This is a genomic window from Saccharopolyspora sp. NPDC050389 (assembly GCF_040655595.1).
GTDB lineage: Bacteria > Actinomycetota > Actinomycetes > Mycobacteriales > Pseudonocardiaceae > Saccharopolyspora.
This window is the reverse complement of sequence record NZ_JBFAKG010000122.1, coordinates 1-24,350: the sequence shown is the minus strand read 5'-3', so window position 1 is coordinate 24,350 and position 24,350 is coordinate 1. Positions and strand designations below refer to the sequence as shown.

Here is a 24,350-nt window from a genome sequence, read left to right as displayed (position 1 = left end):
ACGAACACGCTCTCGTAGGCCAGCAGCGCGCCCTGGACGACGACCCCCGCCAGCACCGGGAGCACGACGGACGTGCCCTGCCATCCGTGTCGAGCCGGCCCCTCGCTACCCGCGTCGACCTGCCGTCGGCGTCATGGAAATCCGCCAGAAATCGGCGTAGCGGCCGTCGCGGCGCAGCAGCTCGTCGTGGCTGCCTTCCTCCACGATCCGGCCGCCATCCAGGAAGACGACGCGATCGGCGCGTTGGACGGTCCGCATCCGGTGCGCCACCATCACCACCGTCCGGCCCGCCATCAGGCGCTCGATTCCCTCGTGGACGGCCGCCTCGTTCACCGGGTCCAGCGCGGAGGTCACCTCGTCCAGCAGCACGATGGGCGCATTCTTCAACAGGGCTCGCGCGATCGAGACGCGCTGGCGCTCACCGCCCGACAGCAGTGCGCCGCCCTCGCCGACATTCGCCGCCCATCCGCCGGGCAGTCGCTCGATCACCTCGTCCAACCGCGCCGCGGTCGCCGCCGCCCGCACCTCGGCTTCGTCGGCGCCGGGACGGCCCAGGCGCACGTTCTCCTCGATCGTGCCGTCGAAGAGATACACGTCCTGGAAGACGATCGCGATCTGCGCCATCAACACCTCGGTGTCGATCGCGCGCACGTCCACACCTCCCACCCGCACCACGCCCGCGCCCACGTCGTAGAACCGCGCGAGCAACTGCAGCAACGTGCTCTTGCCGGCGCCCGACGGTCCGACGACGGCAAGCCGCTGTCCCTCCGGCACGGACAACGACACGTCGTCGATCACCGTGCGGTCGCCGTGCTGGAAGGCGACGGACTCGAACTCCAGGTCATGGCGTTCCGGCCGGATCGGTTCGTGAGGTTCCGGCAGCGGCTCGGTGCGCAATACCGCGTCGAGCCTCGCCAGCTCGGAACGCGCGCCGCGCAGTTTGCCGCCGACGTCCGACAGCGAAAGCAGCGGATCCGCGCAGCGGGCGGCCAGCACCAGGATCGTCAAAACCGCTGCCACCCCGATACTCCGCCGAGCGCGAGGTAGGCGCCGAGGACCAGCAGCACGGTGAACATCGCCTGCACCGCGAGCGTCAAGCCCAATGCGCCGGGCAGCGCCGACAGCGTGGTGCGGCGGGACGCGCGCTGGAGTTCGTGCAGCGAGTCGTCGAGCAACCGGAAGCGTTCGACGGTCCGGCCGCCGGCTCGCAGCACCGGCTGGGCCTGGAGATATTCGATGACTCGCCCGGTGGCCTCGTGGTCGCGCTCGGCGCGCTCCGCGTCGGTGGCGGCCATCGAGCGTCCGGTCCAGATCTGGATCGCCGCCACGACCGGCACGGCGACCAGCGCGGCCAGCCCCATTTGCCAGTTGAAGGCGAGCATCACGACAACGATCGTCAGGGGCGTCACGCAGGCGGAGATGAATGGTGCCAGCAGGTGCGCGATCACGCCCATCGCCTGCAGGACGCCGTGGCTGGCCAGGACGGACACCTCCCCGACACGGCCTGCGGTGTACCAGCCGATGGGCAATCGGGCCAGATGATCGCCGAGACGGTGGTACATGCCGCGCAGCAGCGAGACTCCGACCCGGATAAATCGCTGCGATAGCGCAGCGCCGCGTAGACCGCGACCGCGGCCCCGAACGTGATCAGCCAGGGCCAGGCATCTCCCGGCGTGCTCCCGAACAGCGCCTGCAGCACGGGAACCAGCAGTGCGTAGGACAAACCCTCGAGCACGGCGGTCGTCGTCATCAGGGCCACGGTGCGACGCATCGGCTGGGCGTACTCATGTCCCAGGACGCGCAGCAGCATCCGAATCATCGGGGCTCGTCTCCTTGCGGTGCGCCACCGTGGTTTTCGGCCGCCGATCGGTGGGATTGCCAGAACGCGGCGAACTTTCCGTTCCGCACCAGCAGCTCGGCGGGCTTGCCGTGCTCGACGATCGACCCGTTCTCCAGCATCACGACGGTGTCGGCGTCGATGATCGTCTCCAGGCGGTGGGCGATGATCAGAATCGTCCGATCGCCCTCCAACGTCGCCAGGGCCTGGCGCACCGCCTGTTCGGTCTGCGGGTCGGAGAAGGCGGTCGCCTCGTCGAGCACCAGAACGGGCGCGTCGGCGAGCAGTGCGCGTGCGATCGAGATCCGCTGCGCCTCGCCACCCGACAGGCCGACCTCTTCGCCGATCACCGTTTCGTATCCGCGCGGCAGCTCGAGGATTCGATCATGGATGTTCGCCAGCCGGGCGGCGCGAACCACGTCGTCGAGGTCGGCATGCGGCACCGCCAGCGCGATGTTCTCCGCGACCGACGCGCGCAGCAGGGAGGTGTTCTGGAAGACGAAGGAGACCATCCGGTAGAGCTCCCGGCTGCCGAGCTCGCGCAGATCGACGCCGCCCAGGACGACCGAACCGCGGGTCGGATCGAAGAACCGCGGCAACAGCTGAACCAGCGTGGACTTCCCGCTTCCCGACGGCCCGACGATCGCGGTGACCGTCCCCGGCTCGAGCACCAGGTCGATCCCGCGCAGCACCTCGTGATCGGCGACGTAGCCGAATCGAACGTCACGCAGTTCCACCCGGTGCCCCCGTGGTGCGACCGGGTGCGCGGGCTCCGGCAGCGACTGCACGTCGAGCACGTCCCGGATCCGGCCGGCCGCGCGCCGGGCGGCCTGCATTTCGTCGAAGCCGTGGCCGAGGGCCGCCACCGGAGCGGTCAGGCCCAGCCCGAGCAGCAGGAAGGGCAGCAGATCGGCCGGGGCCAGGCCGCCGGTCGTGATCAGGGCCGCACCACCGATCAGCACGACCAGCAGCACGAACGGCGGTGAGAGTGCCAGCTGCATCCCCGCGGCGATCCCGGAGATACCGCGCACCCACCGGTAGAAGGTGCCGACGAAATCGTCTGCGGCCGTGCGGAATTTGTGGTGGGCGCGCCCGGATCCGCCGAACGCCTTGACCACCGAGATGCCCTGCACGAATTCGACGACGGAACTCGAAATCCGCCCCATGGCCCCGTCGAACTCCGCCTGCTCGCGCTGCCGGGTCGGGGTCATCATCAGGGGGACCAGCGCCACTGCCAGCACCACCGGTATCAGCGTGATCAGCGTGAGCCGCCAGTCGACGGTGAACAGGTAGATCAGCGACACCAGCGGCACCACGAACGCGGCGACGAGCTCGCCGGGGGTGTGGGCGATGAACGGGTGCACGGCAGCCACGTCCTCGCCCACCACCTTCGCCAGTTCGCCGGTCCGGCGCCGGGAGAACCAGCCGATCGGCACGCGCCCCAGCTGCGCGGCCAGTTGCCGGCGGAACGACAGTTGCACCTGGTCGTCCAGGACGTGCCCGAGCCCGGACGACGCGGCCGTGAACAGCAGCTGGACGAACAGGCCGACCGCGCCCGCGATCACGACGATCCAGACATGGCGGTGATCAATGGGGCCGGGCGACAACAGGGTCCGGCCCAGTTCGACGACCGCCAGCAGCGGCGCCAGACCCGCGACGGCGCCGATGATCTGCAGGATCACCACGGCGGCGAAAGTCCAGAGATGAGGGCCCAGCAGCCGTGCCACGCCCTGTCCGGCCGCGGAGCCGGCATCCGGTGATGTTGTGGACTGATCGCTCGCCTCGGCAAGGTCAGTGGTGGTCATCGTTCTCCCGTCTTGGTCGATCTCGTCGCGACCTGACCCGTCAGCCGGCGAGGCGGCCGCGGAGGAACTCGGCGATCTCCACCCGCGCGGCCTTGGCCTGCGGCACCACGCCCGGCAAGCGGCACCACGTGCCGGAGCACGTCCAGTCGTCGTCGATGGCAGCCGACAGCGGAATGCCCGGGCCGCGGAGGTAGTGCTCGACCGAGACGACGACCGCGGGCAACCGGGCGGCGAGGCGGCTGTTCACCCAGTCGCCCTGCCGGATTCCTAGCGGCGGCCGTTCGATGCCGGTGGCGTCGTTCATGTCTCCTCCTCGCCCACGGTAGTTTCGCTACCAATAGTATCGATACCGATCGTAGCGAAAGCGGTTATCGTGTGGCCATGACCCCAGCGACCACATCCGCCAGACCGCCCGGTCGCCCGCGCGCCGGCATCGACGCCACGGTCTTCGCCGCGACGCTGAGCACGGTTCATGAGCTGGGCTACGCGGGTGCGACGATGGACCGCATCGCGGCGGCGGCCGGCGTCGCGAAGACGACGATCTACCGTCGCTGGCCGTCGAAGGGTGCGCTGATCGCGGACTGCCTCGTCGACGCGTTGGGCCCGGCGCCGCTGAAGGACACCAGTCGGGAAGAGAACATTTCTTCGGCCATCCGCTGGGCCGCGGCGAAGATCGGCGAGCCCGGGCTGGGCGCGGCGTTCGCAGGCGTGTTCGTTGACGCCGTCAGCGATCCGGCCCTGCGCGAGATCCTGTCGACGCGGTTGCAGGACCCGTACCGGATTGCGCTGCAGGACGCACTCGGCGAGCCGGAGAACCGGGTCCTGCTCTTCATCGACGTCGTTGTCGGAACCCTGCTCCACCGGATGGGCATGACCGGCGAGCCGATGGTCGACGCCGACGTCACCGCACTGGTCGAGATGGTTCTGCGCCACTTCGCCGACCCGGCCTAGGCCTGCTGTCGAACCGGGACTCGCCTAGCGGCCGGGAGATGACCGCGGCCGGATGCTTACTCGGCCAGGGCACGGCGCAGGGCTGCGCAGAGTTCGGTGATCTGCCGCTGCGAGACTTCCGCGGACGTGATCGCGTGCGACCCGTGGCAGGTGCCGGGCCATTGGTGCAGTTCGACCGGCACGCCCGCCTGCAGCAGGCGCAGTGCGTAGGTGATGCCTTCGTCGCGGAGATCGGCGCCGCCGAAAGCCCCGACCGCTCCTGGCGGGAAGCTCGCACCGCCCTTCGCTTCACCACCCCGCGCCAGCCGGTCGTCCAGTACACCGACCTGGGCGTGTTGGCGCTGCTTGCACAAGTGCCCCAGGACGCCGCGCGAGACAACACCGACGTGACTGCGATCGCCCGAATGGCCTGCAACCCGGAAGATCTGGAGACTCTGGACGCCTACTGCGCCACCGGCTCCCTGCGCCGGGCCGCCGACCTCCGCCACCTGCACCACAGCAGCATCGCCCGCCGACTCGAACAGATCGGAAGAACCCTGGGCATCGAACTCACCGAGCCCACCGGACTGCTTCGGGCGAGACTCGCCCTCACCGCATGGCGGCTGCTCGACGACTGAGGAAGATCCGCCGTTGTCCGGGATCAGTCGAACGGCGTGCCGACGTAGTTCTCGGCGAGCAGGGTGCGGCCTGCTCGGGAGCGGGTGACCGTGTCGAGCTCCGCGAGCTGCCGGTTCTGGTCGAAGCCGCTGGCCTCCGGCATGCGGTGCAGCATCGACGTCATCCACCACGAGAAGTGCTGCGCCCGCCAGACCCGCGGCAGCGCCGTGGCGGTGTAGGCGTCGAGCGCGGTGCGGTCGCTTTCGGCGAAGAAGCGGGCCATGGCGCGGGAAAGCACGTACACGTCGGCGATCGCCAGGTTCATGCCCTTCGCGCCGGTCGGCGGGACGGTGTGCGCGGCGTCGCCGGCCAGGAACAGGCGGCCGTGCTGCATCGGCTCGCAGACGAAGCTGCGGAAGTGCAGCACCGACTTGGAGAAGATCGGGCCCTCCTTGATCTGCGCGCCCTCCACCCGGGTGTGCAGCTCCTGCCAGATCCGGTCGTCGGACCAGGCCTCGACCGTGTCGCTCGGGTCGACCTGCAGGTAGTGCCGCTGCACGGTCGCGGAGCGGGTGCTGATCAGCGCGAAGCCGTTGCGGTGGTGCGCGTAGATCAGCTCGTCGGAGGACGGCGGCGCCTCGGCCAGGATGCCGAACCAGGCGAACGGGTACTGGCGGAAGTGGTCCTGCCGCGGGTTCGGGGCCGGGATCAGGAACCTGGTCATGGTCCGCGATCCGTCGCAGCCCGCGACCAGCCCGCAGGTCAGCTCCTGCTCGACGCCGTCCCGGGTGAAGCGGATCGTCGGCGCGTCGCCGGTGATGCCCTCCACCTGCACGTCGGAGACACCGAAGCGGATGTCGCCGCCGTCGGCGAGCCGCTTGGCGATCAGGTCCTTGAGGACCTCGTGCTGCGGGTAGATGGTGACGCCGCGGCCGCCGGTGAGGTCGGCGAAGTCGATGCGGTGCCCGCGGCCGCCGAAGCGCAGCTCGATGCCTTCGTGCACCATGCCCAGTTGCCGGACGCGGTCGCCGACGCCGGTCTCGGTCATCAGGTCCACGGAGCTCTGCTCCAGCACGCCCGCGCGGATGGTGCCCTCGATCTCCTCGCGGGTGCGGGTGTCGATGACGACGGATTCCACGCCGCGCTGGTGCAGCAGGTGCGAGAGCATCAGCCCCGCGGGTCCCGCCCCGACGATCCCGACCTGGATCTGCATGTGCCGCTTCCTTTCTCCACGCCCCTGCGGCACCGGCCACCCCGATGTGACCGGCACCGCAGGCCGGCCCCAACCATCGGTTGCGAGCCGGGGGAGTGGGAACGCCCCTTTCCGTTCACCGGAAGCCCGATCGCGACCGCCGGTCAGCCGGCGGTGGCGTCTTCGGGGACGTTGAGGTCGCGGTCCTTGGTTTCCGGGGCCAGCAGGGAGGCGACGAGGCTGATCGCCATCATCACCATCATGTAGCCGGCCACCGGGATCCAGGAGCCGCTGAAAGCCGTCAGCAGCGCCGCGCAGATCAGCGGGGCCACGCCGCCGCTGAACACCGCCGAGAACTCCCGGCCCAGGGTGACGCCCGCGTAGCGGTAGCGGTTGCCGAACAGCTCCGGGAAGTAGCTCATCTGCACGCCGACCGCGCCCTGGCAGGCCAGGATGAAGCCCACGACGATCGCCACCGTGATGGCCACCGGCGAGCCGGTGTTGAGGGCGATGAACGTCGGGCCCGGCAGCAGCACCAGCGCCGCGACGATCATCGTGTAGGTCGGTTTGCGGCCGATCACGTCGGAGAGCGCGCCGAAACCGATCGCCGCGATGCCGCCGCAGATGGAGCCGATCAGCAGCACCTTCGGCACGAACGCCTTGTCCACGCCCACCGTGGACACCAGGTACGACGCCATGAACACCTGGTAGGTGTAGGACTGCGCGTTCATCCCGAGGTTCATGAAGAACACCAGCAGCAGCGGCTTGCGGCCCTGGCGGAACGTTTCGCGCACCGGCGCCTTGGGTTCCTCGTGCTGGTCCTTGAGCTCCTGGAACACCGGGCTCTCGTTGAGCTTGCGCCGGATCACCAGCGCCGCGACGGTGACCAGCAGGCTGCTGCCGAACACCAGCCGCCAGCCCCAGCTCATCAGCGCGTCCTCGGGCAGCATCTGCGCCAGGATCCACGCGACCGCGCCGAGCGCCGTGCCCAGCGCCGCGCCGGTCATCACCAGCGACGCGAGCCTGCCGCGCCGCCCGGTCCGGGCCGTTTCGGTGAGCAGCGTCGCGCCGCCCGCCTGTTCGGCACCGGCGCCCATGCCCTGGAAGAAGCGGCAGATCACCAGCAGCACCGGGGCGGTCAGGCCGATCTGCTGGTAGGTCGGCAGCAGCCCGATCGCCAAGGTGGAGCCGCCCATCAGCAGCAGCGTGGCGACCAGCACCCACTTGCGGCCCAACCGGTCGCCGAAGCGGGAGAAGAACAGCCCGCCGATCGGCCGGGCGGCGAAACCGACCGCGTACGCGCTGAAGCTGGCCAGGATGCCCGCGGCGGGGGAGATGTTCGGGAAGAACAGCTTGCTGAAGATCAGTGCCGAGGCGGTGCCGTAGATGACGAAGTCGTACTGCTCGAGGGTGGTGCCGATGAGTCCGGCCCAGGCTGCGCGGCGGACCGCCTTGGGATCCGCCGGCGTCGATCTGTCCGCTGTGGCTGGTGCTGTGTTGGCCATGTCCATACGTCCTCGGATGGATTCGGGCAGGGGCGGCAGGTTCGGTCCGCGGGGCGGACGACGACCTTGGGGTGGGACGGTTATCGCTGTTCGGCGGGTTGTCGGTTGGCCTCGGCCGCGGCGGTCGCCGGGCCGTGCGTCGCGATGATGTCGATGAATTCGGCTACCCGGTCGGTGAACTCGGCGCGGGCCGCGAGTTCGTCGCCGAGCAGTCCACTGTGGATCACCTCGGCTGCGAATGCGGCCGCGGATCTCGTGCGCCCGGCCGCGGCGACCAGCGATGCCCGCGCGGGGTCGGCCATCGCCGCCGCGTGCGGGCCGGCGTCGAAGCCCTCCGGCGGGGCCATGCAGCACAGGTAGGCGGCGGTGGTGAGCGCCAGGTGTTGCGGCATGCGGCCGGCGCGCAGGTGCAGGAGGGCCGGTTCCGGGATGCGCTGGGCGAGCTTGGCCGAACCGTCCGAGCCGACCTGCCGGGTGCGGTGGCCCAGCGCGGTGTTGCTCCACCGGTCGAACAGCTGCGACACGTAGTCGTCCAGGTCGACGTCGGCGGGCACCTCGATGCTGGGCAGGTAGTCGTCGTGCAGGACGCGCCGGGCCGCTTCGGCGATGAACGGTTCCGCGGTGGACGCCGGGATCGTGTCGCGGCCGGCGAGCGCGCCGAGGTAGGCGATCAGCGAGTGCGTGCCGTTGAGCAGCCGCAGCTTGAGCAGCTCGTAGGGCAGGACGTCGGCGGTGAACCGGGCGCCGCCGTGCTCCCAGCGCGGCCGCCCGGAGGCGAAGTCGTCTTCCAGCACCCACATGCTGAACGGCTCGGCGGGCACAGGCACGGTGTCGCGGAGCCCGAGCCGTTCGGCGACCGCCGCCCGGTACGCGTCGGTGGTGGCCGGGATGATCCGGTCGACCATCGAGTTGGGGAAGGTCACCGCGGTGTCCAGCCACGCGGTGAGTTCGTCGCGCTCGCCAGCGGGCAGTGCCTCGGCGAACTCGCGCACCAGACGGGCGGTGTGGGATCCGTTGCCGGTGAGGTTGTCGCAGCTGAGGATCGTGACGGGGGAGGCGTGCGCGCGAAGTCTGCGCTGCAGGGCCCGGGTCAGCTGGCCGATCGCGGTCTTCGGCGGCGCACCGCCGAGATCGGCCCGCACATCGGGGTTGTCCAGATCCAGCCCTCGGGTGCGCGGCGAGTAGGTGTAGCCGTGCTCCGTGACCGTGAGGGTGACGATCGCGGTGCTGGGCGCGGCGATCGCGTCCAGCACCGCGTCGGGATCCTGGGCCCCGACGAGCGTCCCGGTGTGCACCGCGGGCACGGTGATCCTGGTGTCGTGCGGTGAGATCTCCACGACGCTGTAGCGGAAGTCCTGCTCGCGCATCGCATTCGCGACGTCGCCGGAACGACTCGCCACGCCGAGGATTCCCCACGGCCCGTCGGTGTGGTCGAGCGCGGCCGCGGTGTGCACGGCCTGGTGGGCCCGGTGGAAGTTGCCGAGTCCCAAGTGGACGATCCCGGTCTCGCGCAGCGCTCGCCGGTGCAGCAGGGCGCCGGGCGGGGTCGTGGCGGCGTTGAGGCGGTTCATCGGCTCACCAATCGGTCATCGAGCCGTCGCGGCGGCGCGCGACCGGCAGGTACGCTTGCTCGTAGGGGAATCGGGCGGCCAGCTCCTCGTCGACCTCGACGCCGATGCCCGGCGCGTCGCCGGGGTGCAGGTGGCCATCGGTGCAGCTCCACGAGTGCCGGAACACCTCGTGCACCAGGTCCGGGTAGCCCATGTACTCCTGGATCGCGAAGTTCGGCGTGGAAAGTCCTACGTGGACGGACGCGGCGAGCGCCACCGGCGAGACGTCGGACGGGCCGTGCGGGCCCAGCTTGACCTGCCAGAGGTCGGCGAGGGCGGCGATCCGCCGCAGGTGGCTGATGCCGCCGGCGTGCGTCACGCAGGTGCGCACGAAGTCGATCAGCTGCTCGGTGATCAGCTGCTGGCATTCCCAGACGGTGTTGAACACCTCGCCGATGGCCAGCGGCACCGTGGTGTGGCCGCGAACGTGCCGCAGCACCTCCTGGTTCTCCGCCAGCGTGACGTCCTCCAGCCAGAACAGGTCGACGTCCTCGACGCTGCGGCCGAGCCGCGCGGCCTGGCCGGGGGTGAGTCGGTGGTGGGCGTCGTGCAGCAGCTTCAGCTCCGGGCCGACGTGCGCCCGCGCCGCGGCCAGCGCGCCCGGGGCGTGCCGCAGGTAGGCGTCGGTGTCCCAGACCTCTTCCTTCGGCGCGTCCCCGCGCCCGGCGGGCTCGTACGCGGCGTCCGCGCTGACGCCGTAGACGGTGTGCAGGCCGGGCACGCCGGTCTGCACCCGGATCGCCTGGAAGCCGCGCTCGCGCACGGCGTCGACGGAATCCAGCAGCGCTGGCACGTCCCAGCCGGTGGCGTGCGTGTAGGCGAGGACGCGGTCGCGCACGGCGCCGCCGAGCAGCTGGTAGACCGGTTGCCCGGTGACCTTGCCCTTGATGTCCCACAGCGCGATGTCGACCGCGCCGATGGCCGTCATGGTGACCGGGCCGCGCCGCCAGTACGCGCCGCGGTAGAGGTACTGCCAGGTGTCCTCGATGCGCGCCGGGTCGCGCCCGATCAGCAGCGGCGCGACGTGGTCGCGGAGGTAGGAGGCGACCGCCAGTTCGCGGCCGTTGAGCGTGGCGTCGCCCCAGCCGACGACGCCGTCGGCGGTGGTGATCTTGAGCGTCACGAAGTTGCGGCCCGGGCTGGTGACCAGCACCTCGGCGCCGGTGATGCGGTCGCTCACCCGGCCACCGCCACGACGTTCTGCACCGGCTCGCCCGCGGCCAGCCGGCGGATGTTCGCCGCGATGTCGGCGACGCGGCGGGTGTAGGTCTGCCGGGCGATCCCGGACGAGTGCGGCGTCATCAGCACGTTCTCCAGTTCGTGGAAGGGAAAACGGCTCGGCTCGGCGGTCTTCCCGGCCGTCGGGTACTGGTACCAGACGTCGATCGCGGCGGCCCCGAGCACGCCGTCGCGCAGCGCCTCGTACAGCGCCTCCTCGTCGACCAGCGGTCCGCGGCCGACGTTGATCAGCACGGCATCCGGCCCGGCCTTCGCCAGCTCCGCGGCGCCGATCAGCCCGGTCGTCTCCTCGCTGAGCGGGATCGACACCACGACGACATCGGATTCCGCGAGTAGCTCGGGCAACCGATCGCGGATCCCGGCCCAGGCGAGGCCGGCCTCCGGGTCGACCCGGCCGCGGCGGGTGACCGCGATGCCGCGCGCACCGAAGGCCCGCAGCCGGTCCCAGGCGGTCGCGCCGATGTGGCCGAAGCCGACGAAACCGATGGTCGCGCCGCCCAGCGCGCCCGGCCACGGAACCTGCCGGTCGTAGGTGGCGGATTCCCAGATACCGTTGCGCAGCGCGGAATCCTGCCGGAGGAAACCGCGCCGCAGCAGGATGCTCGCCGCGACGACGTGTTCGGCGATGGCGTCCTCGTGATGGAAGGTGTTGGCGACCTGGGCGCCCGGCGGCAGCCCGGCCACGGTGATCCGCTCGGTGCCCGCGCCCGGCGCGTGCACCAGCCGTAGCCGCTTGGCCGCGCGGGCCAGTTCCGGCGGAACGGCTTGGGAAACCAGCACATCCGCTTCCGCGACGGCGGCCTCAACCGCATCCGGGGCGGCGTCGTCGAGCCACCGCACCTCGGTGCCCGGCGGCAAGGCCGCTTCGAGTTCGGCGCGCAGCGGAACCAGGTTCGGGTCGGTCACGACGACGTGCGGTCCAGGGACGTTCAATGGGACTCCCTTGCGGAACGGGGTGTTTCAGCGCGCGACGGCCGGGCCGGTCGAACCGCGCACGACGAGCTGGGTGGGCAGCCGGTGCTTGCGCGGCAGGTGCCGCTCGCCGGCCAGCACCGGCCCCAGCAGCTCCAGGCTCAGCGATCCCGCCTTCGCCCACGGCACCGCGATGCTGGTCAGCGACGGGCGGGACACCTCGGTGAGGGGGATGTCGTCGATGCCCACGACGCTCAGCCCGGTCGGCACCTCGATCCCGAGCGCGCGTGCGCCCTTGATGACGCCGAAGGCGACGAGGTCGTTGTGCGTGATCGCCGCCGACGCGCCGGAGGCCACCACGCTGGCCGCCGCGGCCGCCCCGCCCGCCACGGTTTCGGCCTGCCAGCCCAGGACTTCCACGTCGAGCCCGGCTTCGGCGGCCAGCTCGACGGTCAGGGCGACCCGGCGGCCGTTGGACCAGGAGTGCTCCGAGCCCTGCACGTAGGCGATCCGGGTGTGGCCGAGCGCGGCGAGGTAGTCGACGGTCTGGCGCAGGCCGTCGGCGGCATCGGCGAGGATGCAGTCGGTGCCCTCGGCCTCCCGGTTGACCAGCAGGAGCGGGGTCCGGTCGCAGAGTTCGACGATCTCCCCGGCGTCCAGCCGCGGCGAGCACATCACGATGGCATCGGCCTTGGCCCGCAGGTGGGCGATGGCCTCGCGTTCCCGCTCCGGATCGAAGTCGGTGTCGTGCAGCACCAGGGTCTGCCTGCCGCGGCGGACCTCGCCCTGCGCGGCCTTGACGAAGCCGCCGAACACCGGGTTGGCGATGTCCGGCACCACGATCGCCACCGTGGTGGCGCCTTGGGCGGGTACCTGGTCGATCCGCTTGCCGGGGGCCGGGTCGTAGCCGATCTCCTGCGCGACGGAGAGCACCTTGCGCAAGGTTTCCGGGCCGAGGCGGCGGGGATCGCTGAACGCGCGGGAGGCCGTGGACAGCGCGACGTTGGCCCGCTTGGCGACGTCGGTCAGGGTCGGCGCCATCGCATCTCCGCTTCGTCGCAGATTCCGGGCCGGGTGGCCGGGCGCCAATGATCGCCAGCCTTGCGCAAGCTTGTCAATGCTCTTGCCGAGGCGGCTCAGCCGGGTTCGCCGCGTAGCTTTCGGTGGACGACCCAGCCGAAGTCGACGGCGGCGATCACCGCGAGCACGACCAGCACCCATCCCAGCCAAGCCAGCTCCGGCACCGACAGGAACAGCACGACCGCCGCGCCCGCGCAGAACACCAGGCCGAATCCGGCCAGCCAGAGCCGCAGCGTGAGGGCGCTGCGCGCGTAGGGCGCTCCGGCGTAGCCGGCCAGCGGATCGTGGTAGCCCGGCAGCCCTCGTTCGTACTCCTCGCGCTTGCGCTTCGGCATGCCACTCGGCTACCCGTTCCGGCCCGGTTCCTCACCCGCGGCACGAAGCTCCAATGTGGACGCAGGCGGAAAAAAGGTGTTGCACGACCACGGGCGGTATGTCCGATACTGCCGGTATGCGTGATGCGTTGGTGATCGGCGGCGGGCAGGCGGGGCTGGCCGCCGCGAGGGCCCTGCGCGGCCAGGGCTGCCGGCCGGTGGTGCTGGAGGCGGGGCTCGAACCGGTCGGCTCGTGGCCCGCCTACTACGACAGCCTGATCCTGTTCACCCCGGCGCGGTTCAACGAACTGCCCGGCGCGCGATTCCCCGGCGACCCGAACCGCTATCCCGATCGCGCCGAAGTCATCGAGTACCTGCGCGCCTACGCCCGCGATTCGGACTGCGAGATCCGCGCCGGGCAGCGGGTCGTCTCGGTAACCAGGGCGGGGCGGGAGTACCGGGCGCACACCGCCGCCGGCGAGGAGTTCCGCGCCCCGCTGCTGGTGGCGGCGACCGGCGCGTTCGGCAAGGCGCACCGGCCGGAGCTGGCGGGGCTCGCGGACTACACCGGCGCGGTGCTGCATTCGGCGGACTACCGCCGCCCCGAGCCCTTCACCGGGCAGCGGGTGGTCGTCGTGGGCGCTGGCAACTCGGCGGTGCAGATCGCCGTGGAGCTCGCGGCGCACGCGCACGTCAGCCTCGCCACCCGGAAACCGGTGCAGTACGCCACGAACGAGCCGGTGCCGGGCGGCTCCCGGTTCTGGTCGGTGCTGTCCGCTTTCGCGCGCATCCCGGCCGGGCCGCTGTTCCGGCCCGGCAGCATCCCGGTGCTCGACAACGGCGGCTACCGCACGGCGATCGAAAGCGGCCGCCCCGACTGCCGGGAGCTGTTCGCCGCCGCCGAGGGTACCGAACTGCACTGGCCCGGCGGCGCTCGCGAACACGTCGACACCGTCATCCTGGCCACCGGATACCGCCCGGCACTGGATTACCTGGCGCCGCTGGGCGTCCTGGACGCGGCAGGGCGGCCGAAGCACCGGTACGGGATCGCCGGGCCCGGACTCGGCTTCGTCGGCCTGGAGAACCAGCGGACGTTCCTGTCCGCGACGCTGCACGGCGTCGGCCGGGACGCCCGCTATGTCGCCAGGAAGCTGTCGGTTCGGGACGCGTAGGGATCGGGCTCGATCTCGACCTCCGCGGTGTGGTCCAGCCGGTAGCCGACTCCGCGCACCGTGGTGATCAGGTCCAGGCCGGGCCCGAGCTTGCTGCGGATCCGCCGGACGTGCACGTCCACGGTGCGGGTGCTAGGCGTGCTGTTGAGGTGCCACACGGCGTTGAGCAGCGCGCCGCGCCGGTGCACCCGTCCCGGGTTCTCGCACAGGAACAGCAGCAGGTCGAACTCCAGCCGGGTGAAGTCGATGAACGTCCCGTCGGCCCGCACGACGCGGCGCGGCGCGACCAGGATCCGCAGGGCGGGCTCCACCGGAGCGGGTAGCGCGCGCAGCCGCGGCGCCTGCGGCCTGGCTTGGACCTCCACAGTGGACTGACCCGGTATTCCGGCCAGGGCGCGGATCTTCTGGGCGAAATCGCGTTCCAGCGAGGCCAGATCGCGTTGCGGGACGACGAATCGGGCGGTCACCTCGATAACCGCGCCACCGTCCGCCGGGTCCAGGAAAGCAGCTTCCAGCGTCATTGCACAGGTCTCCGTCTCATCGCGTCGCCGGGTGCTTCCCGGCGCCGGTGCGAACAACAGCAACCCGGCGGCAGACGACTTGGGCGAGCAGCGGAGCGACGCCGGGGCAAAGGGGAGATCAGGTGCGCGGACAAGCCGCGGAAGCGACCCACAGCAGGTCGATGTGCGCGCGCTGCACGAGCAGCGGTCCCGGCGTCATGACATTGATCAAAGCAGCGTCGGAGATTTCCGTCAAAGCCGTTCAAAAGGTGGGAAACCGCTGGCCGGGCTCACCGCCGGAAGCGTTGCCACCAGCGGGCTTTCGGCGGCGCGGGCTCGTCCGGCTCCGCCGCGGGCCGCTGCGTCGGAGCGGGCCGGCCGGCGCGCCACGCCGAGACCACGTCGTCGACGTTCACCGGGCCGATGGCCACCTGCGGCCCGGTCGGCGTGCGGAGGTGGTCGACGATGCGGCGGTTCAGGTCGGCGGCCACGTCGCGGACGGCCTGCTCGGTGGTCAGGTCGTGAACCGCTTCGGGCAGCCGCTCGATCTCCTTGCGCAGCTGCAACGGGGTGGGCAGCAGCGCGTCACCGGAGATGCCTTCTCGGCGGATGTAGTCCTTGACCCACCACTGGTCGTCGAGCGGCGCGCCCGCGCCGGGCAGCGGCTTGCCCGCGCCGGGCAGGTCGTCGAAGTCGCCGCGCTCCTGCGCCGTCCGGATCTGCTTGTCGACCCATGATTCGAACGTGACACCGGGTGGCTTGCGCTCGGTCATGCCGCGATTGTCCGCCATGCCACCGCTGCGATGCCATCGGTTAGCCGGCGCGTTCGAGGATGCCGCGGATGAAGGCGGCCTGACCGGCGTGCTGCAGGTCGTCGGCGATCACGCTCACCAGGCGGACGCCGAGCGTGACCGGGGGAGTCCACCCGGCGTCCACGACCTCCGCGAGGTCGTCGTCGGTCAGCTCCGAGACGAACGCGACCGTCCGCGCGTGGACCGCGTCGTGGTACCCGGTCAGCAGCTCGCCGGAGTCGACGCGGACGTCGGCGACCTCGTCGGGATCGTGGCCGTAGCCGATGTCCTCGTGCGCGAACGGCAACCCGAAGCGCCCCAGCCAGTCCTGCGCGGTCCAGGCCTGCTCCGCCGCGGCCGCGTCCGAGACGTGGTCGTCCTGCACCCGGGTCAGGTGCCACACCAGCCAGGCGATCGAGTTGGCCTCCGGATCGACCCGGTACGCCAGCTGGTCGGCATCCAGGCCCGACACGGTCTCGTGCACCGCTTCGCGGATTCGGTCGAACGCATCGACGAGCACCTCGGCGCTGGACATCCGCCCACGCTCCTCTCGGCGAGTCGGAACCGGTCTGCGCCACGGTACGACCGTCGCCGGGATCCGGCAGCAGATCCACAGTGGACGCTAGCTGCGCAGCACGCCCACCCCGGCCACCGCGCGGCTTTCCCGCGCCTGCTCGTCGGTGACCGGCCGGTCCGGCCGCCACGCCGAGGTGAACACCACGCCCGGCGGCACCAGCTCGTAGCCCCCGAACAGGTCCGCGACCTGGTCCGGGTTGCGCAGGTGCAGCGGGTGGGTGCTGGACTGGTAGAGCTCGATGGCCTGCGCGACCTCGCCCGGCCAGTACTCCGGCGTCAGGCTGTGCGACAGCGCCAGATGGCTGCCGGGCGCGCAGGCCCGCCGGTAGCTGGCGATGATCCCGGCCGGATCGTCGGAATCTGGGATGAACGGGAACACGGAGATCATCAGCACCGCCACCGGCCGGGAGAAGTCCAGCAGCCGCCGGGTGTCGGGGTGGCCCAGCACCAGCTCCGGGTGCCGCAGGTCCGCGCGGATGATGGTGGCGCGCTCGTTGCCCGCCAGCATGCGCTGCGACTGCGCCACCGCCACCGGCTCGTGGTCGACGTAGACGATCCGCGCGGCGGCGTCCAGGCCTTGGGCGATCTCGTGCACGTTGCCGACGGTCGGGATGCCGGAGCCGAGGTCGAGGAACTGGTCGATGCCCGCCTCGGTGGCCAGGTAGCGCACCGCGCGCTGCAGGAACGCCCGGTTCTCCTGGGCGAAGGTGCGCGTCTCGGGCAGCACCGCCAGCACGCGATCGGCCGCCTCGCGGTCCGCGGCGAAGTTGTGCGCACCGCCCAGGTAGTAGTCGTACATGCGGGCCGGGTTGGCCCGGTCGCGGTCCACCCCGGCCAGGTTCGCGAACAACTCCGCCTGTGCGGGGTCCTGTCCCGGATGTCCCTGCATCCCCGTGCCTCTCCGGTTCGACGGTCGATCAGCCGCAGGCTGCTCCTGCGCGATCGGCTTGGCAAGATCAGGAGCGGGTGTACTTGAGCACATCCAGCATGCTGTGCTCGTCCGCGTGGTCGGGTTCGCCGAGGCAGGCGGCCAGGTCGCTGCGCACCCGCTCCCGGTCGAGGCCGGAGCCGATCACCACGAGCTGCGTCAGCCGCGGCTCGCCCCGGCCCCAACGCGTCCGCTGGAACCGCAGGAAGTCGCCGACGGTGTGCAGGGTGAACTTCTGCCCTTGGCCCGGCGCGCCGAAGTGCACCTGGCCCTTCATCCGGTAGACGCCGTCCGGACGGTCGTCGAGGAACCGCATCAGCGCCCGCGGATCCACCGGGCCATCGGCGGTGAACTCCACGCTCTGGTACGCGGTGTGCAGGTGCTCGTGGCAGTCGTCGGGCGATTCGGCCAGCAGCTCGTCGAAGGAAAGCTGGCGCGCGACGTCCTGCCGTTCGCGGACCGCCTCGTGGTCGAACAGCAGCGTCGGATCGACGCGGCCGTGCGCGGTCGGCAGCACCGGTTTGCCGCCGGCGAGCCCGCCCACCAGCTCCGTCAGCCGCCGCTGGTCGGATTCGGCGACGCGGTCGATCTTGTTCAGCAGCACCAGGTCGGCGAAGCGCAGGTGCTGGTCGATCTCGGGATGGCGGCGCCGGGTCGCGTCGAACTCCGCGGCGTCGACCACCTCGACCAGCCCGCCGTAGCCGAGGCGGCGGTTGGTGCTGTTCAGCAGCAGCCGGACCATGCCGCGCGGGTCGGCGAGGCCGCTGGACTCGATCACGATCACGTCGATGTCGCTGCCGGGTCGCGCGAGCCTGGCCAGCAGGTCGTCGAGCCCGCTGGCGTCGACGGCGCAGCACAGGCAGCCGTTGCTCAGCGACACGGTGGAATCGACCTGGCCGGCGACGCTCAGCGCGTCGATGTTTATCTTCCCGAAGTCGTTGACCACGACGCCGATCCGGGCGCCCTGCGGGTTGCGCAGCAGGTGGTTGAGCAGGCTGGTCTTCCCAGCCCCGAGGAACCCCGCGACGATGATGACCGGGATCGGTTGCCGAACCAAGGAACCCGCCTTCCGCGCGACTGCTAACCGCCCGGCAGCATATCGATTCGCTGACTTTCTTGAAGCGGCGCAGCCGCTTAGCCCACCACCCCCCGCAACCGGCACCGCCGCGGGTTCTCAGGCTGTGCCCACCCCGCCGGGGTTCTCGGCGAGGACAGTCCCGACGTGGTGAATTGGCATTCATGATGTCGGGGATCCCACAGCGAGAAGGCGACCGTAATTCCCGCAGGGGGGCCGCCACCCGCACCGCCACGCAAGGTGCGTCTGGAATGTGGTCTTACTTGCGTTTCGGGACCGGGATGCGTTGCAGGTCTTCGGCCACGACCACCCGGCCGTCGAATACCGCCGCGGCCTCGTCGTGGAAGCGTTGCGGATCTGAGTAGCGCTGCGAGAAGTGGGTGAGGACCAGAGTGCGCACGCCGCACTCGGCGGCGACCCGGGCCGCCTGGGCGGCGGTGAGATGGCGGTACTCGTCGGCCAGCCGCGCGTCCTCGTCCAGGAAGGTGGACTCGATCACCAGCAGATCGGCGCCGTCGGCGATGGCGAACACGCCGTCGCACAGCCGGGTGTCCATCACGAACCCGAACCGCTGTCCCGGCCGCGGCTCGCTGACCTGCTCCAACGTCACCTGATCGGCGCCGGCGCGGAGCACCCGCTCGCGCTGCAGCCGCCCGACGGCCGCACCGTGCACCCCGAACCGGGCCAGCCGCTCGGGCACCATGCGCCGGCCGTCTGGCTCCACCAGCCGGTACCCGAACGTCTCGATGCGGTGGTCCAGCCGCACCGCCTCCAGCGTGCCGAACGGGCCGGTGGCGATCGTGCCCTCCCGCTCGATCGGCCGCTCCTGCAGGTCGACCACCTCGTCGAAGGCCGAGGCGTAGCGCAGGTTGCGGAAGAAACCGGTCCCGCTCGCCGGGTAGTGCGCGTACACCGGCCGCCGCACCCGGTCCAGCGACAGCCGCTGGACCACGCCCGGCACCCCGAGGCAGTGATCGCCGTGGAAGTGGCTGAGGCAGATCCGGTCGATGTCGTGCGCGCTGACTCCCGCGTGGATCATCTGCCGCTGCACTCCCTCGCCGGGGTCGAACAGCAGGCCGGTGCCGTCCCAGCGCAGCAGGTAGCCGTTGTGGTTGCGGGACCGCGTCGGCGCCTGGCTCGCCGTGCCCAGCACGACCAGTTCCCGATTGGACACCCGCGGCACCCTACGGCACTCGCGCCGCGGCGATCACCGCTCGGGCGCCTGCGGGCGGCCGGACGGGACCTCGACCTCGGCCTCCCCGGCGGGGCGCTCCCGCTCCGCCTCGGCGTGGCGGGCCGCGTCCAGGGCCTCGGTCTCCTCGCGCGGATCGGGCACCAGCAGGCTGCCGGGCACCGACCGGCCGGCGGCGCCGAGCTGGTTCATCTTCTTCGGCACCGGAGCGCCCTGGTAGGGCAGCGGCACCGGGTGCCCGTGCTCGTCGACCGGGCCCAGCGGCTGGTGCACCTCGATGAACTCGCCGTGCGGCAGGCGCTTGATGATGCCGGTCTCCACGCCGTGCTCCAGCACGTCCCGGTCGGTGCGCTGCAGGCCCAGGCATATCCGGTAGGTGACGTAGTAGGCGATCGGCGGCGCGAGCAGCACGCCGATCCGGCCGGCCCAGGTCGTCATGTTCAGCGACAGCCCGAACACGAAGGCGATGACGTCGTTGACCCCGGACAGCAGCACCACCACGAAGAACGTGATGGCCATCGCGCCCAGCCCGGTCCGCACCGGCGCGTCGCGCGGCCGTTGCAGCAGGTTGTGGTGCGCGGTGTCGCCGCTGAGCTTGCGCTCCAGGAACGGGTAGATGATCGCCACGGTGAACACCAGGCCGAGCCCGATGACGAGCGGGAAGAACACCGCCGGAATGGTGAACGGCCCCAGGTAGACCTCCCACGGCGGCCACAGCCGCCCCATCCCGTCGGTCCAGATCATGTACCAGTCCGGCTGAGAGGCCGCCGAGATCATCGACGCCACGTACGGGCCGAAGTTCCAGATCGCGTTGATCTGGAAGATGCCGCTCATGATCGCCAGCACGCCGGTGATGATCAGGAACAGCCCGGTGCTCTTGACCGCGAACACCGGCATGATCCGCACGCCCTCCACATTGGACTCGGTGCGCTTCGGGCCGGGGTACTGGGTGTGCTTCTGGTACCAGACGATCGCCAGGTGCACCGCGACCAGGCCGAGGATGAGGCCCGGCAGCAGGAAGACGTGGATCAGGTAGAACCGCGGGATGATCTCGGTGCCGGGGAATTCCCCGCCGAAGAGCATCCACTGCAGCCAGGTGCCGATGACCGGGACCGAGAGCACGATGCCGGAGGCGATCCGCATCCCCGTTCCGGAGAGCAGGTCGTCGGGCAGCGAGTAGCCGATGAAGCCCTCGAACATGCCCAGGAAGAACAGCAGGATCCCGATGGTCCAGTTCACCTCGCGCGGCCGGCGGAACGCGCCGGTGAAGAAGATCCGGAACATGTGCGCCACGATCGCGGCCATGAACACCAGCGCGGCCCAGTGGTGCAGCTGGCGCGCGAACAGCCCGCCGCGGACTTCGAAGGAGATGTCCAGCGTGCTCTCGAACGCGCGGGACATCGACACCCCGCGGAGGTTCTGGTAGACGCCGTTGTAGGTCACCTCGGTCATCGACGGGTCGAAGAACCACGCGAGGTAGGTGCCGGTGAGCACCAGGATGACGAAGCTGTACAGCGCGAGCTCGCCGAGCAGGAACGACCAGTTCGACGGGAAGACCTTGCTGATCTGCCGCCGCATCCCCGGCGCCAGGCGGAACCGCACGTCCGCCTCGTTCGCCTGGTGGCGGATCTTCCGGAACAGCTTGCTCTCAGGCTTCGTGGGTTGCGTCAACCTGCTCATGTCGGCTCCCGGCACCGCGCTGCGAGCCGCCGACGGGGGTCCCGTGTCGTCGATTCCGCGAACTCCCGCCGACTGGCTGGGCGAAACGACACTGCGCGGATATGAGCGTACTGCGTCGGCTTGCCGCTGGCAGCCGAACGAGTGGCCGGACCAGTGGGCGCGGTGGCACTTGTCAGGGCCGGGCCGAGCCGCTAGCGTCTGGACATCCTACGTCCTACGTCTTCATGGGCAACCAGAGGAGTGGTATGGCCGAGCTGGCCGGCGGAGTGATCCCGCCGCTGTGCACACCGCTGACCCCGGACCGCGAAATCGACGTGCCGTCGCTGGAGAAGCTCACCGGCCACCTGCTCGACGCCGGGGTCCACGGGCTGTTCGTCACGGGTTCGACCGGCGAGGCCGGCTACCTGCCGGACGCGGCGCGGTACCGCGTGCTGGAAGTCGTCGCCGGGGTGGCGGCCGGCGCGGTGCCGGTGCTGGCGGGCGTCATCGACACAGCCACGCCCAGGGTCGTCGAACACGCGCGCGCCGCGCTGAGGCACGGCGCCTCCGCGCTGGTGGCCACGGCGCCGTTCTACGTCCCGACCCATCCGGTCGAGATCCTGACGCACTTCCGCCAGATCCGTGCCGCCGTGGACCTCCCGCTGCTCGCCTACGACATCCCCGTCTCGGTGCACACCAAGCTCGCCCCGGAAACGGTCGTCGAACTCGCGGCGGACGGCACGCTCCGCGGCCTGAAGGACTCCAGCGGCGACCTCGACGGCCTGCGCACCGTGCTGGAAGCCGTGCCGGACCGGGACTTCCTGGTGTTCAGCGGCTCCGAGACGATGGCCGACACCAGCCTGCAGCTCGGCGCGCACGGCCTGGTGCCCGGCCTCGGCAACGCCGACCCGCACGGATACGTCCGGCTCTACGACGCCGCGGCCGCAGGGCAGTGGCAGCAGGCCGCGACGGAGCAGGCGCGGCTGCGTCGCCTCTTCCGGCTGATCGGCGTCGGCGCCCGCCCGATGAGCCGGTACTCGTCGGCGATCGGCGCGTTCAAGGAGGCGCTGGTGCAGCTGGGCGTGATCGAGCACGGCACGACCAGCGTGCCGATGGTGGCGCTCGACGACGCCGAACGAGCCGAAGTCCGCCGACACCTGGTCGAGGCCGGCCTGCTCCAGGCCTGATCGAACCCGCCGAAGGGAGCGTCAAGTCGTGACCGAGAACCTGCGCCGGCTACCGGAGAGGTTGGGCCGCATCGCCTACGGCGGGGACTACAACCCGGAGCAGTGGCCCGAACACGTGTGGGCCGAGGACATGCGGCTGATGAAGCAGGCCGGGGTGTCGCTGGTCAGCGTCGGGATCTTCGGCTGGGCGCTGGTGGAGCCCCGGCCCGGCGAGTTCGACTTCGGCTGGTTCGACCGCGTGCTGGACAACCTCGCCGACGCCGGGGTCTCCGCCGCCGTGGCCACCATGACCGCGTCACCGCCGCCGTGGCTGGCCAAGCTGCATCCGGAAACCCTGCCGCAGCGCGCCGACGGCACCGTCCTGTGGCCCGGGGCGCGGCAGGCGTACTGCCCGTCCAGCCCCGTCTACCGGGAGCACGCCGAGCGGCTCGTGACCCGGCTCGCGGAGCGCTACGCGGAACATCCCGCGCTTGCGTTGTGGCACATCGGCAACGAGTACGGGTGCCACGTCCGCGCCTGCTACTGCGACAGCTCCGCGGCGGCATTCCGGGAATGGCTGGGCGAGCGCTACGGCGGCATCGCCGAGCTGAACGACGCCTGGTCGACGAAGTTCTGGTCGCAGCGCTACGACGACTTCGACGAGGTGCTGCCGCCGCGCACCGCTCCCACGTTCGCCAACCCCACGCAGCAGCTCGACTTCGCCCGGTTCTCCTCGGACGCACTGCTCGACCTGCTGCGGATGGAGAAGGCCGTGCTGCGGGCAGCGGCGCCCGACGTGCCGGTGACCACCAACCACGTGCCGCTGGCGAAAACGCTCGACCTGCACCGTTGGGCGTCCGAAGTGGACGTCGTCAGCTACGACTCGTACCCCGACCCGCACGACCCGCAGGCGCACGTGCTCGCCGCGCTGTCCTACGACGTCATCCGGTCACTGCGCGGCGGCCAGCCGTGGCTGCTGATGGAACAGGCGCCGAGCGCGGTGAACTGGCGCGAACGCAACGGCGTCAAGCAGCCGGGCCAGATGCGCCTGTGGAGCTGGCAGGCCGTGGCCCAAGGCGCGGACGCCGTGATGTTCTTCCAGTGGCGGCAGTCCAAGGGCGGCGCCGAGAAGTTCCACTCCGCGATGGTGCCGCACGCCGGGCCGGACAGCCGGATCTTCCGCGAAGTGGCCGGGCTCGGCGCGGAACTCGCCGAAACCGGCTCGCTCGTCGACACCCGCCCCGACAACGACGTGGCGCTGGTGCTGGACTGGGAGAGCTGGTGGGCGCTGGAACTGAACTCGCACCCAGCCTCGCTGGACCAGCTCGACGCGCTCTTGGCGCACTACTCGCCGCTGTTCGACGCGAACATCGGCTGCGACGTCGTGCACCCGGATTCGGATCTGTCCGGCTACCGGCTGGTGGTGGTGCCGAACCTGTACCTGACCAGGGCCGAGACCGCCGCGAACCTGACCGAGTACGTGCGGCGGGGTGGGCACCTGCTGGTGTCGTTCTTCTCCGGCATCGTCGACGAATCCGACCGGATCCACCTGGGTGGATACCTGGGGCCGTTGCGGGAGGTCCTCGGCGTGCAGGTGGCCGAGTTCTGGCCCTTGGCGGATGGCGACTCCGTCGGGGTTTCCGTACTGGATTCGGCCGAGCGCGGGGTTCTTTGGTTCGAGGACATCGTTGTGGATGGGGCCGAGGTGGTTGGGCGGTTCACCGACGGTGGGCTTTCGGGTGGGGCCGCTTTGACTCGGCACGCCTTTGGGGATGGCGTGGCCTGGTACCTCGGGACTCGATTGGAGGCCGGTGGGATGCGGGCCGTTCTGGATCGGGTTGTTGGGGACAGCGGTGTTGCGCCCGTGCTTGCTGGGCTGCCCGAGGGGGTTCAGGCCGTTCGGCGGGGTGGGCGGGTTTTCTTGCTCAACCACAATGTTGGGAGCGTTGAGGTGGTTGTTGGGGAGGCTCGGGTGGAGATTCCCGGGTTTGGGGTGGAGGTTTTGGCGGGGTAGGGGAGCTGGGGGGTGGGCTCGGGTCTTTGGGGCTTGGCGGGGTGGGGGCTTTTGGGGTTTTGTTTTCTTTATGGGGTTGGGTCTAGGGCTTTTTGGTTGCCTTTCGTACGGGGTTGGGATTTTTAGGGGTTTCGTTTTGGGTGGGCCATCCCCGCGATGGGTGGAGGGTGGGGGCTGCGGGCCGGAGGTCAAGCCCGGCCTTGCGGCCGCCCCTTCGGGGGTGAACGGCTTGACA

The 24,350-nt window shown here is 70.7% G+C and carries 24 protein-coding genes and 1 pseudogene; 5 read left to right on the top strand and 20 right to left on the bottom strand.

Annotated features, from left to right (window positions below; translation table 11 throughout):
* Positions 1 to 105 precede the first annotated feature (105 nt).
* The 5 genes from AB0I53_RS44305 to AB0I53_RS44285 are packed head-to-tail and all read right to left on the bottom strand — an operon-like array spanning position 106 to position 3,946.
* The gene (locus AB0I53_RS44305; RefSeq protein WP_358615759.1) at positions 106 to 1,020 is read right to left on the bottom strand and encodes an ABC transporter ATP-binding protein; all 915 of its coding nucleotides are present in this window, start codon (positions 1,018 to 1,020) and stop codon (positions 106 to 108) included.
* A complete protein-coding gene (locus AB0I53_RS44300; protein ID WP_358615756.1) occupies positions 1,005 to 1,562 on the bottom strand; it encodes an ABC transporter transmembrane domain-containing protein in 558 nt (185 codons plus the stop codon). Before AB0I53_RS44300 ends, AB0I53_RS44305 begins: the two co-directional genes overlap by 16 nt.
* Positions 1,445 to 1,819 carry a hypothetical protein gene (locus tag AB0I53_RS44295; protein ID WP_358615764.1) on the bottom strand — a complete coding sequence of 125 codons (375 nt, stop codon included), beginning with the start codon at positions 1,817 to 1,819 and terminating at the stop codon, positions 1,445 to 1,447. The genes AB0I53_RS44300 and AB0I53_RS44295 overlap by 118 nt, the downstream gene beginning before the upstream one ends.
* Complete coding sequence (locus AB0I53_RS44290) at positions 1,816 to 3,642, bottom strand: ABC transporter ATP-binding protein (protein WP_358615753.1); 1,827 nt, start codon at positions 3,640 to 3,642, stop codon at positions 1,816 to 1,818. Before AB0I53_RS44290 ends, AB0I53_RS44295 begins: the two co-directional genes overlap by 4 nt.
* Before the next feature lie 40 nt (positions 3,643 to 3,682).
* Entirely contained in the window at positions 3,683 to 3,946 is a 264-nt protein-coding gene (locus AB0I53_RS44285; protein ID WP_358615750.1) for a hypothetical protein, read from the bottom strand.
* Between the two features lie 77 nt (positions 3,947 to 4,023).
* Between AB0I53_RS44285 and AB0I53_RS44280 the strand changes: the two genes are divergently transcribed.
* A complete protein-coding gene (locus tag AB0I53_RS44280; RefSeq protein WP_358615748.1) occupies positions 4,024 to 4,593 on the top strand; it encodes a TetR/AcrR family transcriptional regulator in 570 nt (189 codons plus the stop codon).
* Between the two features lie 56 nt (positions 4,594 to 4,649).
* Here AB0I53_RS44280 and AB0I53_RS44275 read toward each other — a convergent pair.
* Positions 4,650 to 4,820 (bottom strand): annotated as a pseudogene (locus tag AB0I53_RS44275) (alpha/beta hydrolase); the annotation flags it as partial.
* A 177-nt stretch (positions 4,821 to 4,997) separates the two neighbouring features.
* On the opposite strand from AB0I53_RS44275, the gene AB0I53_RS44270 reads away from it, so the two are divergent.
* Positions 4,998 to 5,210, top strand: a complete 213-nt coding sequence (locus AB0I53_RS44270; protein WP_358615761.1) for a helix-turn-helix domain-containing protein — start codon at positions 4,998 to 5,000, stop codon at positions 5,208 to 5,210.
* A gap of 23 nt (positions 5,211 to 5,233) precedes the next feature.
* Here AB0I53_RS44270 and AB0I53_RS44265 read toward each other — a convergent pair whose 3' ends face one another.
* The 7 genes from AB0I53_RS44265 to AB0I53_RS44235 all read right to left on the bottom strand — a co-directional run bounded on the left by AB0I53_RS44265 (position 5,234) and on the right by AB0I53_RS44235 (position 13,063).
* Complete coding sequence (locus AB0I53_RS44265) at positions 5,234 to 6,403, bottom strand: 4-hydroxybenzoate 3-monooxygenase (protein WP_358615745.1); 1,170 nt, start codon at positions 6,401 to 6,403, stop codon at positions 5,234 to 5,236.
* A 143-nt stretch (positions 6,404 to 6,546) separates the two neighbouring features.
* Positions 6,547 to 7,887: an MFS transporter gene (locus AB0I53_RS44260; RefSeq protein ID WP_358615742.1), complete on the bottom strand. Its 1,341-nt coding sequence runs from the start codon at positions 7,885 to 7,887 to the stop codon at positions 6,547 to 6,549.
* Positions 7,888 to 7,967: 80 nt separating this feature from the next.
* Positions 7,968 to 9,458, bottom strand: coding sequence for a mannitol dehydrogenase family protein (locus AB0I53_RS44255; RefSeq protein WP_358615740.1), 1,491 nt, complete (start codon positions 9,456 to 9,458; stop codon positions 7,968 to 7,970).
* 4 nt (positions 9,459 to 9,462) lie between these two features.
* Positions 9,463 to 10,677 carry a D-mannonate dehydratase ManD gene (gene manD, locus AB0I53_RS44250; RefSeq protein WP_358615737.1) on the bottom strand — a complete coding sequence of 405 codons (1,215 nt, stop codon included), beginning with the start codon at positions 10,675 to 10,677 and terminating at the stop codon, positions 9,463 to 9,465.
* Positions 10,674 to 11,669, bottom strand: a complete 996-nt coding sequence (locus AB0I53_RS44245) for a 2-hydroxyacid dehydrogenase (RefSeq protein WP_358615734.1) — start codon at positions 11,667 to 11,669, stop codon at positions 10,674 to 10,676. The genes manD and AB0I53_RS44245 overlap by 4 nt, the downstream gene beginning before the upstream one ends.
* A 27-nt stretch (positions 11,670 to 11,696) precedes the next feature.
* The gene (locus AB0I53_RS44240; RefSeq protein ID WP_358615731.1) at positions 11,697 to 12,689 is read right to left on the bottom strand and encodes a LacI family DNA-binding transcriptional regulator; all 993 of its coding nucleotides are present in this window, start codon (positions 12,687 to 12,689) and stop codon (positions 11,697 to 11,699) included.
* Between the two features lie 95 nt (positions 12,690 to 12,784).
* A complete protein-coding gene (locus tag AB0I53_RS44235; protein ID WP_358615729.1) occupies positions 12,785 to 13,063 on the bottom strand; it encodes a DUF6343 family protein in 279 nt (92 codons plus the stop codon).
* A gap of 116 nt (positions 13,064 to 13,179) precedes the next feature.
* Here AB0I53_RS44235 and AB0I53_RS44230 point away from each other — a divergent pair, with 116 nt between their 5' ends.
* The gene (locus AB0I53_RS44230; RefSeq protein WP_358615726.1) at positions 13,180 to 14,214 is read left to right on the top strand and encodes an NAD(P)/FAD-dependent oxidoreductase; all 1,035 of its coding nucleotides are present in this window, start codon (positions 13,180 to 13,182) and stop codon (positions 14,212 to 14,214) included.
* Here AB0I53_RS44230 and AB0I53_RS44225 read toward each other — a convergent pair.
* The 7 genes from AB0I53_RS44225 to AB0I53_RS44195 all read right to left on the bottom strand — a co-directional run bounded on the left by AB0I53_RS44225 (position 14,178) and on the right by AB0I53_RS44195 (position 20,956).
* Positions 14,178 to 14,735: a winged helix-turn-helix domain-containing protein gene (locus AB0I53_RS44225; RefSeq protein ID WP_358615724.1), complete on the bottom strand. Its 558-nt coding sequence runs from the start codon at positions 14,733 to 14,735 to the stop codon at positions 14,178 to 14,180. The genes AB0I53_RS44230 and AB0I53_RS44225 overlap by 37 nt on opposite strands.
* Positions 14,736 to 15,004: 269 nt before the next feature.
* A complete protein-coding gene (locus tag AB0I53_RS44220; RefSeq protein WP_358615722.1) occupies positions 15,005 to 15,487 on the bottom strand; it encodes a DUF1992 domain-containing protein in 483 nt (160 codons plus the stop codon).
* Positions 15,488 to 15,527: 40 nt separating this feature from the next.
* Complete coding sequence (locus AB0I53_RS44215) at positions 15,528 to 16,040, bottom strand: DUF664 domain-containing protein (protein WP_358615720.1); 513 nt, start codon at positions 16,038 to 16,040, stop codon at positions 15,528 to 15,530.
* 87 nt (positions 16,041 to 16,127) lie between these two features.
* Positions 16,128 to 16,970, bottom strand: a complete 843-nt coding sequence (locus tag AB0I53_RS44210) for an SAM-dependent methyltransferase (protein WP_358615718.1) — start codon at positions 16,968 to 16,970, stop codon at positions 16,128 to 16,130.
* A gap of 67 nt (positions 16,971 to 17,037) precedes the next feature.
* Entirely contained in the window at positions 17,038 to 18,066 is a 1,029-nt protein-coding gene (locus AB0I53_RS44205) for a GTP-binding protein (RefSeq protein WP_358615716.1), read from the bottom strand.
* 277 nt (positions 18,067 to 18,343) lie between these two features.
* A complete protein-coding gene (locus AB0I53_RS44200; RefSeq protein WP_358615713.1) occupies positions 18,344 to 19,258 on the bottom strand; it encodes a ribonuclease Z in 915 nt (304 codons plus the stop codon).
* A gap of 33 nt (positions 19,259 to 19,291) precedes the next feature.
* Entirely contained in the window at positions 19,292 to 20,956 is a 1,665-nt protein-coding gene (locus AB0I53_RS44195; RefSeq protein ID WP_358615710.1) for a cytochrome bc complex cytochrome b subunit, read from the bottom strand.
* Positions 20,957 to 21,201: 245 nt separating this feature from the next.
* On the opposite strand from AB0I53_RS44195, the gene AB0I53_RS44190 reads away from it, so the two are divergent.
* Complete coding sequence (locus AB0I53_RS44190) at positions 21,202 to 22,122, top strand: dihydrodipicolinate synthase family protein (protein WP_358615707.1); 921 nt, start codon at positions 21,202 to 21,204, stop codon at positions 22,120 to 22,122.
* 28 nt (positions 22,123 to 22,150) lie between these two features.
* The gene (locus AB0I53_RS44185) at positions 22,151 to 24,115 is read left to right on the top strand and encodes a beta-galactosidase (RefSeq protein ID WP_358615705.1); all 1,965 of its coding nucleotides are present in this window, start codon (positions 22,151 to 22,153) and stop codon (positions 24,113 to 24,115) included.
* The last annotated feature ends 235 nt before the right edge of the window (positions 24,116 to 24,350 follow it).

What these genes read in the sequence shown, in the direction of transcription:
- AB0I53_RS44300 (WP_358615756.1), bottom strand. Translation starts at nt 1,562, where the DNA reads ATGTACCACCGTCTCGGCGATCATCTGGCCCGATTGCCCATCGGCTGG.
- AB0I53_RS44295 (WP_358615764.1), bottom strand. Translation starts at nt 1,819, where the DNA reads ATGATTCGGATGCTGCTGCGCGTCCTGGGACATGAGTACGCCCAGCCG.
- AB0I53_RS44290 (WP_358615753.1), bottom strand. Translation starts at nt 3,642, where the DNA reads ATGACCACCACTGACCTTGCCGAGGCGAGCGATCAGTCCACAACATCA.
- AB0I53_RS44285 (WP_358615750.1), bottom strand. Translation starts at nt 3,946, where the DNA reads ATGAACGACGCCACCGGCATCGAACGGCCGCCGCTAGGAATCCGGCAG.
- AB0I53_RS44280 (WP_358615748.1), top strand. Translation starts at nt 4,024, where the DNA reads ATGACCCCAGCGACCACATCCGCCAGACCGCCCGGTCGCCCGCGCGCC.
- AB0I53_RS44270 (WP_358615761.1), top strand. Translation starts at nt 4,998, where the DNA reads ATGGCCTGCAACCCGGAAGATCTGGAGACTCTGGACGCCTACTGCGCC.
- AB0I53_RS44265 (WP_358615745.1), bottom strand. Translation starts at nt 6,403, where the DNA reads ATGCAGATCCAGGTCGGGATCGTCGGGGCGGGACCCGCGGGGCTGATG.
- AB0I53_RS44260 (WP_358615742.1), bottom strand. Translation starts at nt 7,887, where the DNA reads ATGGCCAACACAGCACCAGCCACAGCGGACAGATCGACGCCGGCGGAT.
- AB0I53_RS44255 (WP_358615740.1), bottom strand. Translation starts at nt 9,458, where the DNA reads ATGAACCGCCTCAACGCCGCCACGACCCCGCCCGGCGCCCTGCTGCAC.
- AB0I53_RS44240 (WP_358615731.1), bottom strand. Translation starts at nt 12,689, where the DNA reads ATGGCGCCGACCCTGACCGACGTCGCCAAGCGGGCCAACGTCGCGCTG.
- AB0I53_RS44235 (WP_358615729.1), bottom strand. Translation starts at nt 13,063, where the DNA reads ATGCCGAAGCGCAAGCGCGAGGAGTACGAACGAGGGCTGCCGGGCTAC.
- AB0I53_RS44230 (WP_358615726.1), top strand. Translation starts at nt 13,180, where the DNA reads ATGCGTGATGCGTTGGTGATCGGCGGCGGGCAGGCGGGGCTGGCCGCC.
- AB0I53_RS44225 (WP_358615724.1), bottom strand. Translation starts at nt 14,735, where the DNA reads ATGACGCTGGAAGCTGCTTTCCTGGACCCGGCGGACGGTGGCGCGGTT.
- AB0I53_RS44220 (WP_358615722.1), bottom strand. Translation starts at nt 15,487, where the DNA reads ATGACCGAGCGCAAGCCACCCGGTGTCACGTTCGAATCATGGGTCGAC.
- AB0I53_RS44215 (WP_358615720.1), bottom strand. Translation starts at nt 16,040, where the DNA reads ATGTCCAGCGCCGAGGTGCTCGTCGATGCGTTCGACCGAATCCGCGAA.
- AB0I53_RS44210 (WP_358615718.1), bottom strand. Translation starts at nt 16,970, where the DNA reads ATGCAGGGACATCCGGGACAGGACCCCGCACAGGCGGAGTTGTTCGCG.
- AB0I53_RS44195 (WP_358615710.1), bottom strand. Translation starts at nt 20,956, where the DNA reads ATGAGCAGGTTGACGCAACCCACGAAGCCTGAGAGCAAGCTGTTCCGG.
- AB0I53_RS44190 (WP_358615707.1), top strand. Translation starts at nt 21,202, where the DNA reads ATGGCCGAGCTGGCCGGCGGAGTGATCCCGCCGCTGTGCACACCGCTG.